This is a genomic window from Pseudomonas sp. FG86, from assembly GCF_057808775.1.
The window spans coordinates 1-16,964 of the sequence record NZ_JBMDIS010000112.1 but is presented as its reverse complement, the minus strand read 5'-3'; the positions used below and the strand labels follow the sequence as shown (position 1 = coordinate 16,964).

The following is a 16,964-nucleotide window of genomic DNA, read 5'->3' as shown; positions in this document are numbered from 1 at the left end:
CGATTCGACTTGCCCCCGATAGCGCCGGGTCAGTTAACCAATAAGTGACTGACACACCCTCATCGGGGGCAAGCCCCCTCCCACATTTTTACCGAGTACACCAGCTACAACACCGGTCGGCTCGAAGGCCGCCGCGCCAACAACCCCAAAAAAACGGGGCGATCATTGATCGCCCCAAACGGTACATCGAGAGGTCCTTTCTAAGTCCTTACAGGGTGATCTGCTTGCGCTCTTCATCCGTCAAGCGCGCACGCGCCTGTTCACTCAACGGTCCGGCGCCCAGTACCTGCACCGGGCTGTTGGGGTTGTAGCCGGAGGTTTTCTGCTGTTCCTGCGGCTCGCGCTGTACCGGCTCGGAGCCAAAGCTCAGTACCTCCACCGTCACGATCGACGCCCTGCCCTGCTTGGCCGCCGCCTGCTGGCTGCGTGCGGCACCCTCCGCTGCCTGGGACGCCGCCGCCCCCGCCGCGCTGGCCGAGCTCATGGCGCCGGTGTTGACGGTGGCCGTCACCGGCACTCCGGACGATTTGCCCTGGGTCTGGATGTTGGCCGCATTGACCACGCGCAAGGCGGCGATGTTGACGTTGCCCGACACCCGAATGCCCGCCTCGCCCGCATCGATAGTGCCCAGCGGCGCGATCAGGTCGATGTCCCCAGCCGGCACTTCCGGGATCGGGTTCAACGTGGCGATCCCCGCCCCGGTGCTCGGTACCGATGGCGACAGGCCCACGTTGCCCCAGTTGTCATAGACGCGCTTGGGCGGTGTGTACACCACGGTGGTCTTGGAACCGCGACCGGCGTTGATGTCGCCCTGGGCGGTCCAGGCCATGATCGAACCGCCGAAGGTGGTCATGATGCGGCTCTGGCCGAGCAGGATGCTGCCCAGGGAGTACAACTGGATATCCCCCGCGCCCTGGGTGATCACACCCGCCGTCGACGGGGGCGCCGCGCCTTCGATGCCGAAGGTCTGGTTGCCGCCTGGGGTGAGCATCTGGATCGAGCCACCGAAGTTGGTGTGTACACCCGCGCCGCCGAACATCGTGATATTGCCTTTGTAGCTGATCGGGTTACCGGCCACGTCGGTCTCGGGGAACAACCTGGCAATCGCCGCACGCCCACGGACATAGCTGCCCTGGCGTACGCTGCCGTCCTGGTTGTACTCGCGGCCGGCGGCCTTGAGTTCGGCGAAGTACACGTCACGGGCGAAAACCCGCTGTTGTTCGACCGGCAGTGCGGCGTAGTAGGTCCGCGCCTGTTCGCTATTGCCGACGAAACCGAAGCGTGCGGCCAGCCAGGAGACCAGCTCGTTTTCGTAGGTCTTGGCGATTTTGCCGCCCTGGATCGACTCCCCTGGCTGGGCCAGGTTAGCGGGGTTCAGGTAGGCCTCGACAAAGCGGCGGTAATCCGGGCCGTTGGGGCCTGCGCCGGCTTGCATCACGATGCTCGCGCCGGGCCGGGTGTCGCCAGGAGCCACGGCCCCCAGGCTAGTGATCGCCACTTGGTCGTCCATCAGGATATTGCGCCCAGCGGTCACTTCCAGGGTGCCGGGGCCGGCGACATTGAAGCTGCTGTAGAGGATGTCGCGACCGGCGCTGGCGATGGAAATGTCGCTGGCGCCGTTATGCACGAACAGGTTGCCCGCAAAGGTGTACTGACCGGTCGTCGGGTCCCCGCCCGTGGCGCCGCTCAGGAGAGTGCCGCTGCGGACAATATCTCGCCCGGCCAGCATCCGTACCGCGCCAGCGCCCTCGTAATAGGTCTGCCCGAAACGCGCGTCATCCGAGCCGGTAATGGTGATCGCACGCCCACTGTTGACCGCGAGCAGATCGCCGCTCAGCGCATAGAAACGTGCAGGCTCCAGAGCATCACCCCATGACGTACTGGCGGTGTTGGGACCGAAGGCAAACAACGGGTAGGAGATGCCCAGGCGGGCAATATTGCCGTCGATAGAGACATTCCCGCTGCCCACGTCCGGGCGCCTGCTAATAAAGCCCTGGAAAGCCGGATGCAGGATGCTCGCCAAACTATTCGGCGCCGCGCTGGAACGGCTGATCGTCAGGTCACCGCCGTAGATCGAATCCCCCGCCAGCAGTTGCAACTGGCCGTTGGTCGACGGTGCCAACACCAGCGCCTTGAGCTCCGGCCAAGGTGCTGTGTTGAAGGATGAAGCGCGGCCGTAGTACAGGCTGCCATTGGCGGCGACTGCACGTAATGTCGCGGGATACACTGCTGCCATGTCCGACTCTGCGGTATCGGTCAACGGCGTGAGATTGCCACCGGCCGAGAACAAGTCGATGGCTGTGCGGTTGGTCCACAGGCTGAACCAGCTCTGCCCCAGACCGCTGACCCCATTATTCTCGTAAGCCAGGATATTCATCTGCGGTGCACGGCCAGGGTCGGCCACGTCCTGCAGCACCAGGTCACCACGGGTGGCCAGGCTGAAGGTCGCATCCCCCGGAAACAGGCTCCAACCACCGGTCGCGGCCGCAGAAGTCGAGCGGGTCGGATCGTAGGCGCGGATTTCGCTGGGGCTCTGATCCTTAGGCTGGCTGCCATAACGCAACGTCAGGCTACCCAGGGCGCCACCCGTCAGTTGTACATGCCCACGCAGATCCACCACCGCGCCATTGAGATGCTCCAGCGCCGTCTGGCTGCCGGGGTTCACCGCCCCACCCACCCGCACGTTCAGATCGCCGCCGCCGGTGAGTTGCAGGCTGCCATCGGCCGCGACCCGCCCAGTACTGCCTACCGCCAGGACCAGGCCCGTGCTGCGCGGGCTTATGTTGCCAGCCAGGTTCGCCACAGGCTTGAGCATCCCCGCATCGCCACCGACCTCGACATTCAGATTGCCGCCGCCCAGGGTGCCGAACCCGGTAAAGCCCACCATCCGATCCGCTAGCCCCGCTAACGGCACCTTGGAGCCAAAGTTGATCCACCAGGCGGTGGGTTGCGCCTGGCTGCCGCTCAAACCATTGCCTTGACGCCAGAGCCAATTGCCGACGTTGACCGAATCCACCTCACCATCGGTAGTCACCGGCCGCCCGCCAGTGGACCTCGCCTTGCTGGTAATGTTGCCGGTCAGGTTGCCACCGACCTTCAACAACACATTACCTCCCCCATCCGGGAACCAGGCACCTTGCGGGCTACCGGCGTTGGCAGCGGTGGGACTGCCGGCGGTGTAGACGCCGAAGAGCGATTCCATGCTTAAATCACCCGCGGCCAGCAATTCCAGGTCCGCCGTACCGGTGCGGATTACGCTGAAACGCGCGCTGCTGCCCACTATCTTGCTCGGGCCGAAGACACCGTAATGGCTGTCGGCCAGGCGCAGATCACCGGCACCGGCCTGTGGATGCGCCAGCAGCATCCGGCTGTTGGCCGCCTGGGTATCGGCCCCACCCACTAGGCGCATCGACCACGACTGGGAGCCCTCAGGCAGCATGGGCGCTGCGGCCCATAGACGGTTCGGATAGTTTGGGTCCGGCACTCGCAACTGTATCGACTTTGCGGCCCCCGGAAATTTAAAGTTGACGCCCTCCGGCAACCGCGCACCACGAGGCAGTTCCTTGGTGCCAAAGAGGGTCACGGAGGCTACGCTGGGCAGCGGCACGCCAGCAGGCCAGGTCATCTGCTTGACTTCGGTCAGACTGACCAACACGTTCCCGGCATCCAGGATACTGTCAGCCGGGAAGGTCACCGCTGTGCTTAACAGGGTGCCTGCCGGGTACAGCACACTCCCTGTCGCATCGCGCACGGCGCCCGCCAGCACCGTGCCGGCCGGAAGCACCAGTTCCTCAGCGAGGGTCACTGCGACCGGCAGCCGGGTGCCAGCCGGCAGGCTCCGCGCTTTGATCGGCAGGTCAAAGTTAAGCGTCGTGCCACCTGGGAACGTCGTACCGTCCGCCAGAATCACACCGTTGCGCGGTATTACCACCGCGCCGCCGGTGTAATCGAGACCCGCACGCAGTACCCAGCCGTTGTCATCCGCCGTCGCTGCAGGCACTGCAAAGCCGTCATTGATGCTGCCGTAGATATTCAGGCTACCACCGGCGCGCAGCGTCAGGCTGCCCGCCTCGGTCACCGCACGGGTAGGCGATTTCAGGCTGGCGTAGCGATAGCCGGACAGGTCCAGGTCGCCTTGTACCACCAGGTCGCCATCGGCGGTTTTGCTGATGATTTCTACGCCGGGACGCAGGTGGAACGTATCGCCGTAGGTCGCATTGTTCAGACCGGCCAGCTTGTTCTGTACCAGGTTGGTGTTACTCAACGCCGCATCGATGAACGTGGTGTTGAGACCGTGTATGTCATCCAGGTATTTCTGGGTGATGACCTGATACGGCCTGCCGCTGGCGGTCGTACCGGTCCCGAGCGGCGCATTATCATAGGTGGCCATGCCATTGAGGGCGATCGAGCGCGCGCCCTGGATCGTCAAGCGTCCACTGGCGTCGATCGCGATGTCATCGGCACCCAGGCGCGGCGCATTCAGTTCCAACGTGCCACGGTTGCGCCCGTCATTGGCGGTGGCGGCTTCGGTACCATGGCGCAGGTCAATTCGCGCCCCATCGGCCAGGGTCAGTTGGCCGATGCCGGAACCCAGGACCACGATGGCGCGGTTCGGCGAATCAATGATCTTGCCGTAGCTGTCCACGCGCAATTGCGTGCCATGGGCGTCGAGCACCGCAGTGCCGTCCAGGGTCAGGCCGTTCTTGCCAGCCAGGTTGATGCTGCCGACGCGCTCGCCACTGGCGTCCACCCGGCCAGTCACGCGCAACGTGCCGCTGTCCACCGAGACATCCACGGTGTTGGCCTTGACTCCGTCGCCGATGATCAGGTCGCCCTGCTTGAGCTGGAAGCTGCGCGCGCCAAAGACCTGGCCCTGGTTGAGACGCTGGTTGAGGGCGGCGAACTGGTCACTCAAGGTGCCGCTGCCACCCAGGTGCTGGGCCTGGACCTCCACCGCGCCGGCCAGGTACGGCACCAGGGTGCCGCCGGCATCGTAATAACCGCTGCTACCCGCAAGGATCTTGCCCGCCAGGTCGACGGTGCCGGCCGTGCCGCCCACCGCCACGGCGCGTAGCTTGCCCGCCTGGTTGTACTGCGCCGACAAGTCGATGGTCGAGCCCGCGGCCTGCTGCACATTGCCTGCGCGACTCTCCAGCACCACGTCGCCCCCCGCGCTGTATTTGGTCAGGTCGTTGAAAACGATCGAGCGACCGGACACATCAACCGATGCGTTGTCGGTCAGCACCACGTCGCCACGGGCGCCCAGGGTGACCTTGCCGCTGGGCAGTACCACCGCGCTGGCCAGGCGAAGGCTGTCGCCCTGCAGCGACAGCTCGCCGCCCAGGCCTTCCACTTTACCCACCGGGCCTGCCGATGCGCTGATGTCGATGGCGCCACCCGCGGTGATCTTATTCACCGAGCCGGCTTCGCCGGTCATCAGTGGCGTGAGGATATTCAGGTTGCCGCCACTGTAGGCAAAGCCCTTGAGCGCGTCATAGGCACCTTGGCTCTGGTACACCGAAAGGCTGCCCTTGTGGTTGGCGGTGATGCGGTCGCTGGCATTCAGGTTGACATTGGCAAAGCCCAGGGCGAGGCGCTTCAACGTTGCAGTGGTGCTGGCTTGGGCAAACTCGCCATAACCGAACACGATGCGTTCGGCGTTGATATCCAGGCGCCCGCTGCCGGTGCCCGCACCACCCGCCACCACCATGCCAGGGGCTGCCTCGGCGCCCTGCCAGATCAGGTTGGCGGTATGGATGGTCGCCACATCATTCGCGCCCCCGGAACCGTAGATCGCCGGGGTGGAGAGCATCAGGTTGTTCAACAGGGACTTGCCGGTCACCGCATCGTAGGTGTCGAGGGTGGCGGAGCCGTAGAAATTGAAGCTGTCCCGCGCCGACAGTTGCAGGGTCTCCAGGGCCGGAGCGCCAAATTGAGTGTCGCCGCGCAGCAGGCGGTCGAGCACTTGCTGGGTGAGGGTCAGGCCCGCTGGCAAGCGATTCCCCGCCGCGGCGTCGGCCAGCGCTTGCGGGCTGCCAACGTTGATGCTGGTCAGCCCCAGGTTGAGGTGACGGGTGCCATAACGCACCTGATCGCCCATCTGCAGGGTGCTGTCGGTCAAGGCGACAATGCTGCCTTCGGAGTACAGGGCGGTCTGCCCAGTGCACGGCGCGTTGTTGCATACCCCCAACTGGATGCCGCGGCCGACATCCGGTTGCGCCGCTGCGACCACATTGAGCAAACCGTTGGAAACCGCCAGTGTGTTGGCCAGGTTGTAGATGAAACCGTCACGCGCGTCATAACTGGCCTTGCCACGCCCGATAGTATTGATGGACGCCCCCTGCTCCACCACGATGGAACCGGTGGAAGCCACCAGGAACACTTCCGACGCCGCCAGGCTCGCGCCCTCTCGCAAGACGAGAGCGCCAGTGGTGCCGTTGGCAAGGGTTATGTAGTTGCCCGCCTGGCCGTAGTTGACCACTGTCGTCCCCCCGATCATCAGGCGCGCGGCACCCAGCGAATTCAAGCTGTCGGCATCCACGGTGATACCGTTGAAACCACTGGTGGCGCCCCGGCCGGAAGCCACGATTTCGAGGTCGTTGCCTAGACCGCTGTGGTCTACGTTCATCAGCGCAACGGTACCCCCGTACCCCCCTTCAGCGGCCTCGAAGCGACCATTGCCCTGGAACGAAAAAGCATCCGCCCCGGCCCCCAGGCGCAAGGCCAGTTGTAAGGTCTTCGCATCCACAGGCAGCAATGCCCGTGGGACACCGAGCCGCGCGGCATCGGCTATGGCAAATTGCGCGTAGCTGGTTTCGTTGTACTGGGAGTAACGGCGCAAGGTATCGGCGGAGGTCAGGATCACTTGGCTCGCGATGCTGTCGCTGATGCCGGTGTTGGCGATGGACAGCTGCCCGGCAGTGGACCATGAGCCGTTGCCCATCAGTTGGGCTGCCCCTTGACTGCCAAGGCCGGCCAGGCCGTTGATTTCCACCCTGAACGCCCCCGGCATCAGGGCATAGGTGGACGGCATCAGCGTATAAGTGCCCGCTGCCAGCCCCGGCACACCAGCACCGATCGTGATCTGCTGGCCCACAAGCGGCTCGACGGCCCCACCCTCCGGTGCTACCGGGGCGTAGCCCGGTTGCGCGCCGGGCACAATCGCATAGACCGGGTTAGTGCCCAGCCCCGGCAACACAAAGCCACCATTTGCGCCGAACTGCACCAACGGGTTGTAGCGCGCATCCGTGGAGCCGCCGCGCCCGGAAATGAACCCGGCCCCGAGCAGCTCGCCACCGCCGGACAGATCAACGGTAGCACCAGGCCGCACCAACACCGACTCACCGCCCAACGTCATGCCGACATTAAGGGTGCCGTTGAGGGCTGAGCCTCCTTGGCCGATGAACGTCACCGTCTTGCCGTTGTACTTATAAACCTGCCCATCCACCGTGCCGCCATAGGGCAGCACCAACCCCTTGCCACTCACCGAGGTAAGGCTGCCGGGCAGCAATTCGACACGACTGGAGCCCAGGCTGCCAATTTCGATCAGCCCCAGGGGCGCGCGTATCACCCCGCCCTGCTTGATGGTAGGGCCACCCAATTGCAGGCGACCGAACGCCGAATACGGCATGGCGCTCTGGCTGTCACCGGTGCGTGCAATGGTCAAGGTACGCGTCGGGTCGTAGTTGAAGCCGGTGCCATTGTTGGTGAGACCGTCCAGGTAACCGGCGATCACCCGCGCCCCGACTTCGGTCGCGGGGTACAGCTGTGCGGCACTCAGGGTCATGTCCCCCCGGGTCATCAGTTGTGTGCTGATGCCCTGGGCAATCACGTTTGCATCGGCACCGGCCAAGAAGCGCAGGTCGCCCTGGCTCGTCAGTTGTACATCGTCGAAACCGCGACGGTCGACAGTCACCAGGCTGCCATCGGCCAGCGTCAGATCACTCTTGTTGCCCATCAGCACATTGCCGCGCACATCGATCAGGTTGCCACCGGCGTTGAATACCGCCTGACTGGCGCGTCGCGACATGCCTGAGGTCAACACCGGATGCAGGTATTGGTCCTTTGTGGGATCCAGCGGCGCAAGGATGCCCGCCAACAACAGGTAAGGCGCCGACAGGTTGATACGGGCATTAGCGGCAGCGTTTTCAGTCAGGCCCATGGCGCCGCTGTACAGGCGCAGGCTCTGGCCCATGTTCAACGCCACGTCGCCGTCAAAACTCAACAGGCCGTTGCTGAGCAAAGCCAGGTTGTCAAAACCACCAGCGCTGACCTGATCCACCCCAAGGCGGCCATGACCGTATTCCAGGCTCGCAGCCGCGGCATCGGCGGTACCCGGTAAGAGGCTGTCTTGATGGACTTGACTGATCACCAGCTCGCGCACATTGAGCACCCTGTCGGTGACCGTGCTCTTGGCGTAATACGGGCTTTCCAGCGCCAGCGACAAACTACCGCCCGCCGCCCCCGCACCACCGGCCCGGGCGACAACGCTGCCGTCCAGGTACAGGCCATTGTTGGAGGCCAAGCTGATGCTGCCGCCCTTGCTCGCGACCAACACCCGGCCCTGGCCTGGAATGTCCAGCGCCGCCTGGGCACCCGAAGCATCCAGGCGCGCGCCCTTGCGCACCACCACAAACAGGTCGCTGGCCTTGGCAATGCCGGTCGCCAGGTCGATATCGCCGCCGATGCTGATCTTGCCGCCACTGCGCACCTGACCGTAGACCCCCCCACGGTTGTTCACCGCCGTAACCGCCCGCGACGCCACGTCGATCAGCGCGTTCTCGCCCACCCAGATCGAGCGGCCATGGCCAACGGCATTCGTCGCTTCGGAGCTGCCCACCGTCAGGCCGCCGAGGCTGACGCTCCCGCCCCAGGCATTGAGAGTACCGTTCATCGTCAGCTGGCCGACGCTGCGCAGGTTGATGCCCTGGCCGGGGTCGACATTGATCACCGCGCCTTGGCCTACGGTCAGGGTCGTGGTGGCCAGGTCGGCCGCAGTGGAGTCCCGATGACCCGCGGTCAAGCTCAAGCTGGCACCCAGGCGCTGGTTCAATACGCCTTGGGTCGGGTTTTCCTGGTACAACGCTGGCGTCCAGCGCTCAAGGGCAGCGGCCGGGTCGCTGCCGCTCGAAACGCCGGATGTCTGTTCGCCCAAACGGTAGACCGGCGTAGTGACATCCACCTGGGTGCCATCGGTGACAAGCAGCCCTTCATTGCCGGTAATGTCATAGGCCGAGAAGCCCTTATTGAAGAAGTCGCCGGCCAGTTGCAAGGTGTCGGCGGCCGGCGCCGTGGCGCTGTCGCCTATCTGCACCTGGCGCGCCTGCAACGCCAGGGTGCCGCCGCCGCTGACGCCATAGCCACGAATCTCGCCGTCCAGCGCCAAAGTGCCAAGGGCCGCCAGGGTCACGTCACCGCCCTTGCCGCCAGTGAGGGTGCCATTCACACCCAGCGTGCCACCGGAAGCCACGTCCACCACACTGCCCGTCGCCAGGTTGACATTCGCGGTGCTACGCAGCGACACCTTGCCGCCGTTCACATAGGCCACACCGGCGGTATTGGCTGGGTCCAGCAGCAGGTTGTTCCAGCGCCCGGTGGTGTCCAGCCTGACCCCGCCGGCGACGTCGACAATACCGCCCCCCGCCAGGATCGTGTCACCCACAGCCCCGGCTTTAAGCGGGTCGACCTGGCTGAGAATGTTACCGGCGTTGATGCTGCCGCCATGGGCCGTGAGGTTGGCGTTGAGGTTGACCCCTGGCCCGAACAAGGTGATATCGCCGCCGTCCGCCACCGTGAGCGCACCGTTGACGGTGATCTGCTGCGTGGCACCGACTTTGATCGCGCTCAGTGAGTAGCCATTGAGCTGATCGCTGTCGAGCACCAGCTTGCCTTGGCGATCCGCCGGCAGTGCGGTGCTGAGGTCCAGGCCCTCGGCGATCTTTTGGGTGTTGCTGTCAATCAGCACTTCGGCGGCAGTGCCGTTCAGGGCATAGCGCAGGGTGCCGGTGGTCTTGTTATAGACCGGCGTGTACCCGCCAATGATCAACTGCGCCCGTTGGGCCATGGCCTTCTGCGACTGCTGGTAACCGTCGAGGTTGAGGTTTGGCGCCTGGGTCTGGCGATCGCCCTGGAAGACGTCACTGATCAGTTGCCCTTCCAGCACCGCGCTGGTGGTTCCGACCACCAGCTTGCCGGCATCGCGGCCCACGGTGTAACCCGACTCGTAACGGCGTTGCTTGGCGATCATGGGGTTGTAGTAATACTCGGTCTGGCCCCAGCGTTTACTGGTGTCTTCAAACCCCTTGTAGAAGCCGGAATAGAGAATGTCGCCCGGCGCCCTGGACACTTCATACAAGCGCCCATCGGGGCCCTTGAGCCAGGTCTGTTGGATATAACCGGCCTGCACATCCACGGTGCCACCCGACAGGTTGATCTGCGCGCCCTTTTGGGTCACCACGTCCTTGCCGGTAAAGGTCACGGTACCGCCCTGGGCCATCCACTCACCCACCGAGTGGCCCTGGGTGCCGAGGTAGCCGCCGACTTCCAGCAAGCCGCCGGCGGTGTACCAGCGATCCGTCGCATAGCCGTTGGTGCCGGCAGGCACAAACACCAGCTCGCGCAGGTCGACCCACACATCGTTGTTGATCAACTGCCCGCTGTCACGGTTGACCGGCGCATCGCGCTGCTCGTTGCCCTGCACGTTGATCTTGATGTTGTTGGCTTCCATCGACACCTTGACGCCCACCGCACCGGACACGTCGATCATCGCCCCATCGCGCACCAGGCTGCGCCCGGTCGCGCTGACCGCGACCTGGCCACCGGTGGCCAGGGTGATCGAGCCTTTCTGGAAGTCCACGGTGCCGCCGCTGACGATCTCGATACGCGATTGGTCGGTGCGATCGGCCACGGCGCTGAGGTTGTTGAACAGACCGGTGATCAGGTTGGCGGGGGTGCCGTCGAGCTTGGTCAGGCCATTGCTTTGCTGGCTGTTCAGCGCAGTGCTGCCACTGCTGTCCAACAGGATCGCGGTGGTGCTGCCCTCGCCCAGGGTCACACTGCCGGTGGTGTCGGTGGCGGCGTTGAGTAAATGGACGGTGCCACGGGTGTCCACCGAGGTGCTGGCCAGGGCCACGCCGTTTTGCTGCACCTGGTGCCCGGTCAGGGTGATATCGCCGGTGGAGGCCATGATCAAACCGCTGTTGCTGACCTTGCCGGCACTGCTGCCAGTGTTAAGGCTGGTCGCCACTTCATTGCCACGGGTGGTGGAACGATCGTTGCCGGTGGTGCCGACCCCCTTGCGGATGTAAAAACTGTCACCGGCCGCCAGGGTGGTCTGCCCCTTGGCGGTGCTGATGGTGCCGGCGTTTTCGACCTCTGAACCGAGCAGCAAGGCATAACCGCCCGAATCGGTGGAGGTCGCCGGGTTATGGGTCTGGATCACGGCACCGCGCTGTACCTGGACCTTGCCCGCTGCGTCGGTGAAGGTCGGCTGGGTGCCGGTGCCATCCACGTAAATACCGCGCTGGGTGAACTGCTCATCAGTGATGGTCGCAGCGGCGGCCACGAGATTGCGCACGTTGACCTGGCTGGTACCATTGAAGACCACACCGTTGCGGTTCACGATCATCACCGTGCCGGCGCCATTGATCTGGCCCTGGATCTCGCTGGGCCGCGCGTCGGGATCGTTGACGCGGTTGAGCACGGCCCAGCTGGACTGCTGTTGGAAATCCACGGTGGTGTTGCGCCCGACGTTGAAGGTCTCCCAATTGAGGATCGCCTTGTCAGCCGTCTGTTCGATGCTCACCGTGGTTTTGCCGCCGGATTGGCTCTGGGTCGGGCCCTTGGCGTTGGTCCAGCCCTGGGTCAGGCTGTTGTCAACTTGCAGGCCGCCCTTGCCCAGGCCATCGGGAATCGTCGACACCTGGCCAAACGCCGCCTGGCGCCCTGCCGCTTGCGCCGCCTGCTGCGCTGCAATCGCCGCGACACTGGTATTCAAGTTGCTGATCGAGCGCGCCATCTGCTGGTTGACCTGCGCCTGCTGGTTCAGCGTTGGAACCCCCGGCACCTGCCCGGCACTGATCCGCGCCGCCGTCGCCGCCTGAGTCGCGCCCTTGTCGGCAAACCAACTGGAACTGAACGCCGTGGCCGCGTGGGCATTGCCCGCCACCATCAACAAGGCGATGGCCCGGGCCAACGGCTTGAGACGCAGCACGGTTTCTTGGGCTTTCAGGTTGACCGGTGATTTGCAGCGGACCATCGGGAATTTTCCTTCTTTATTGGCGCCCAGGGGCAAGACAGGCTTGTGTATGAGGGTTAGGCGGTTGGCGGGGGGCGCGACTGAACTTCTGTCATGCAAAGTTCATAAAGGACTGGTAACGGCCCGATAAGGACGACGCACAGTTTCTGTAGGAGCGAGCTTGCTCGCGAAAAACGCGAGGACGCCGCAGGCATTCAGCAAGCCCGCGTCATCGTTGACGACCTTCGCGAGCAAGCTCGCTCCTACAGAAGAAATCGCAATGCAAAAAATCAGCAACGGCACAGGCCGTTGCTGATCAGGTGTTGCGGGTCGTTGAAAGCTTGGGTTACAGCGGACGACCGATACCGTTGCAGACGTTGGTTTTGCCGATGCTCAACGCGCTGCTTGCCGTCACGAAGTTATCGGTGATGGCGGTTTTCCAGTTAGCTGGCAGCGGTACGAAACGGTTGGCCGTGATGGCGTCGTCGTTGTTGTTGGTGTCGCCAAAGTGCTTGGTGAAGAAGGCACGCACTTGGCTGGTCTGGGTAGCGTCGGCGTAGCACTGGCTGAAGATCAGGTTGGTGAAGCCGAGGATTGGGTAGCCCGAATCCGGGTACGGCTGGACACCGGCCACGCCTGTTTTACCGAACACTGGAACCCAGTTGTCCGGGTTGGTGACATCGAGCGGAGCGCTCGGGTCGTTAGGTGGCAGAACCTGAGCAATGGCGTCGGAAACATTGCTCGGAGCCGGCGAAACACCTTGGATGCCGTTGGCTACGTCCTTGCCAACACGAGCGACTTTGGTGGCGTCGTCCAGACCGGCCAGCGTAGACGCAGCGAAGTCAGGGCTCATGTAGGTGATGCGGCCTTCAGCGACAGAAGTATCGTTCAAGGCATCCATCACGCCCTGGCTGCCAGTGGCGGCAACAGCGCCGGCAGGCAGGCCACCGGTGTAGCTGGTGCCGAAGGTGGTGGTGATGTTGAAAGTGCCGGTCTCGGCGCACTTGGCGTTAAGGAAACGCGTGAACAGCTCGGTGGTACCGCTGCTCTCGCTGCGATAGACAACCGTGATCGGGCCAGTACGGCCAGCGCCCGAAATCCCGCTCCAGTTGGTGATACGGCCGGAGAACACACCACACAGCTCTCTGACGCTCAGGTCCACCGCGTTGGCACCGCTCTTGCGGAAAGGAATGGCAACCGAAGTGGCTACCGAAGGCACCTGGATCAATTTGCCCCAGGTAGGTTGTTTGTTGGTTGCGTAGGTCGACAGTTCAGTCGAGCTCAACTTCGAATCGCTTCCGGCCCAGTGCACGTTCTTGTTGCTCACGCCGGCCACGAACTTGGTGTAATCGTTGGTCAAGAAGGCTGCCTTGCCATTCCCGCTGCCCACACCAATGTAAGGGGCGAAACCGGCAGTCAGCACACCAGAGGTCTGGTACAGCTTCTGTGGCAGGGTCGCACCACCGCCGTTGATGTCAGCCATTGCAGCCTGTGCCGAGCACAGTGCAGCGAGGGTCATGGATACCGCGAGAACGTTGCGCTTAAACATGAAGAATCTCCTTTCATCGTGTTTGTACGTTTGGGGTAGATGGCTCTTGCATGACGCCATGGCTTCGGTCCCAAGCCGTGTGTCGGGGGTGGCGAGGGGTGAGGCCATGGGTTAGGAATTTGGCAGCTTCCGATGACAGCAAAACGAAAAAACCTCGGGAGGAAGGGCTTGATTTTTAAAAAGATTCTCGGGTGTTTTGGTCATGCTTTTGAGCGGTTTGGCGGCAGGTGACAGCGCGGTTTCAGCATGGGTTTCGTCAAGGCGGCGTGGGCTGTGGCGAGGGGGGGTGGATGTGACGGAATGAGGAACCCGAGGTTGAGGGCCGGCGATAGCGGTGGGTCAGTCACCTCAGTTGTTGCTGACACACCGCAATCGGGGGCAAGTCGAATCGTCGCACCGCCCCTCCCACATTTTTGACCGCGTGGAGTCAGGTCACCAGTTGGTTGATCTCGATGATCGGCAACAGCACCGCCATCACGATCACCAGCACCACCGCGCCCATTACTACGATCATCAACGGCTCCAGCAACGCGGTCATGCCCATGGCACGCCGTTCGATGTCCCGCGACAGGGTCTGCGCGGCGCGTTCGAGCATCGGCGGCAGCGAGCCGGTTTTTTCGCCGCTGGCGATCAGGTGGATCAGCACCGGCGGGAAGACTTTTTCCACCGCCAGTGCAGGGGCCAGGTTGACGCCTTCGCGCACCTTGGCCGTGGCATCGTTGACGCACTGGCTGAGGCGCTCGTTGGACAGGGTTTGCCGCGCCGCTTCCAGCGCGCGCAATAGCGGCACGCCGGCACCGCCGAGGATCGCCAGGGTCGAGGCAAATCGCGCGGTGTTCAGGCCCAACACGAAGCGCCCGATCAACGGCAGGCGCAGCACCCGGCTGTGCCAGTTCAACCGCGCCACCGGGTCGCGCAGGTACAGGCGCCAGCCCCAGAAACCACCAACGATGGCGCCGAAACACAGCCAGCCCCAGGCGCGGATAAAGTCGCTGGCGTTGAGCATCGCCAGGGTCAGCCCCGGCAGGTCCTGGCGCGCCTGGGAAAACGCACTGACCACCTGCGGCACCACGTAGCTGAGCAGGAAAATCACGATGCCGATCGACACCAGCCCCACCACACCGGGGTAGATGAACGCAGTGAGGATCTTGCCGCGCAGGTTGTTGCGCTCTTCGATGTAGTCGGCCAGGCGTTCCATCACCTGGGCCAGGTCACCGGACTCCTCCCCCGCCGCGATCAGTGCGCGGTAGATCGACGGAAAGTCCCGTGGCCGTGCCGCCAAGGCATCCGCCAACCGCATGCCGCCGCGTACATCGGCACGCACAGCGGCCAGGGTCTGGGCAATGTGCTTTTTCTCGGCCTGCTCCACCGTGGCGCTCAGCGCCGCCTCCAACGGCAGGCTGGCGCCGAGCAGGCTCGCCAGTTGCCGCGTGGCCCAGGCCAGGTCGTTGTCCGACAGTTTGGCGCTGAACAGGCTGCTGCCGGCGGCGCTTTGCTGACTGCCTTCGACCTGCACCCGCAGCGCGGTCAGGCCACGGCTGCGCAGCACGGCAAACGCGCCGCTCTGGCTGTCGGCCTCCAGGTGCCCGGCCTCGACTTTGCCGCTGGCATCGGCGGCTTCATAACGATAGCGATTCATCAGGCGTCCCGTGTCACGCGCAGGATTTCTTCCGGTGCGGTGGCGCCGCTGCGCACCCAACGCTCGCCGTCTTCACGCATGCTGAACATCCCCGCACGGCGTGCGGCCACGCGCAAATCCTGCTCGCCGGCGCCTTGGTGGATCAGGCTGCGGATATCGTCGTCGACGCAAAACAATTCATGAATGCCGGTACGCCCGCTGTAGCCGATCTGGTTGCACTGCGCGCAGCCCACCGGGCGCCAGGTGCCGGGCGCGGCGGGGTCTTCCTGCTTGCAATGCGGGCACAGGCGCCGCACCAGGCGCTGGGCCAAGACGCCCAGCAGTGACGAGGCCAGCAAAAACGGTTCGACGCCCATGTCGATCAGGCGGTTGACCGCCGACACCGCGTCGTTAGTGTGCAAGGTGGCGAGCACCAGGTGGCCGGTGAGCGAGGCCTGCACGGCGATTTGGGCGGTCTCCAGGTCGCGGATTTCGCCGATCATGATGATGTCCGGGTCCTGGCGCAGGATCGCCCGCAGCGCGAGGCCGAAGGTCATGTCGATCTTGGCGTTGACCTGGATCTGGCTGATGCCCGGCAGGTCGTACTCCACCGGGTCTTCCACGGTGAGGATATTGCTGGTGCTCGCATCCAGCCGCGCCAGGGCCGCGTAGAGGCTGGTGGTCTTGCCGCTGCCGGTGGGCCCGGTGACCAACACAATGCCGTGGGGCTGGCGAATCAAGGTGTCGAGGCGCGCGAGCAACTGCGGCTCCATGCCCAGGGTCTCCAATTGCAGACGCCCGGCCTGCTTGTCCAGCAAGCGCATCACAACGCGTTCGCCATGCCCGGTGGGCACGGTCGACACACGAATATCAATCGGCCGCCCGGCCACGCGCAGGGCAATACGGCCGTCCTGTGGCAAGCGTTTTTCGGCGATGTCGAGCTGGGCCATGATCTTGATGCGCGACACCAACGCACCATGCAACGCCTTGCGCGGCGACACCACGTCACGCAGGGTGCCGTCGACGCGGTAGCGCACCACGGAATGGGTTTCATACGGCTCGATATGAATATCACTGGCCTCGTCCCGCGCGGCCTGGGTCAGCAAGGCGTTGATCATGCGGATCACCGGCGCACCGTCCTGGGTATCGAGCAGGTCGGTGATCTCGGGCATGTCCTGCATCAGGCGGTCGAGGTCGACTTCGTTTTCGGCAGCGCCGACCACAGCGGCGGCGCTGCCTGTATCGGCATAGGCGCTGGCGAGCAGGCCGTCGAGTTCGTCATCGCGCACCTGCTCGAGGCGGGCCTGGCCGAACTGGCGATGGACTTCGCTGATGGACCAGCCGGGGGTTGAGGGGCAGACGGTCAGCAGCATGCCCTGCTCGCTGGGGCGCAGGAGGATGCGTTGGGATTTGGCCCAGGCGTAGGGCAGAAGGCTCATGGGGTTGGCCCTTTTGTGGGGTGGGCGTGGGCATATCCGTTGCTGCGGGAACGGTGGCTGGCGGGTTGGGGTACATATCCGTTGCTGCGGTAACGGCCACCTATGGTTCCGCTCTTACAGCGG

General features: G+C 64.1%; 4 protein-coding genes. All 4 read right to left on the bottom strand.

Annotation, left to right across the window (positions count from 1 at the left end):
- Positions 1–208: 208 nt before the first annotated feature.
- The 4 genes from ACODSV_RS33135 to gspE all read right to left on the bottom strand — a co-directional run bounded on the left by ACODSV_RS33135 (position 209) and on the right by gspE (position 16,841).
- Positions 209–12,256, bottom strand: a complete 12,048-nt coding sequence (locus tag ACODSV_RS33135) for a filamentous hemagglutinin family protein (RefSeq protein ID WP_150095489.1) — start codon at positions 12,254–12,256, stop codon at positions 209–211.
- 325 nt (positions 12,257–12,581) lie between these two features.
- The gene (locus ACODSV_RS33130; protein ID WP_150056367.1) at positions 12,582–13,784 is read right to left on the bottom strand and encodes a substrate-binding domain-containing protein; all 1,203 of its coding nucleotides are present in this window, start codon (positions 13,782–13,784) and stop codon (positions 12,582–12,584) included.
- 427 nt (positions 13,785–14,211) lie between these two features.
- Positions 14,212–15,423 (bottom strand): type II secretion system inner membrane protein GspF, encoded by a 1,212-nt coding sequence (gene gspF / locus ACODSV_RS33125; protein WP_150055969.1) that lies wholly within the window; start codon positions 15,421–15,423, stop codon positions 14,212–14,214.
- Positions 15,423–16,841: a type II secretion system ATPase GspE gene (gene gspE, locus ACODSV_RS33120; RefSeq protein WP_024074814.1), complete on the bottom strand. Its 1,419-nt coding sequence runs from the start codon at positions 16,839–16,841 to the stop codon at positions 15,423–15,425. The genes gspF and gspE overlap by 1 nt, the downstream gene beginning before the upstream one ends.
- Positions 16,842–16,964: the final 123 nt, after the last annotated feature.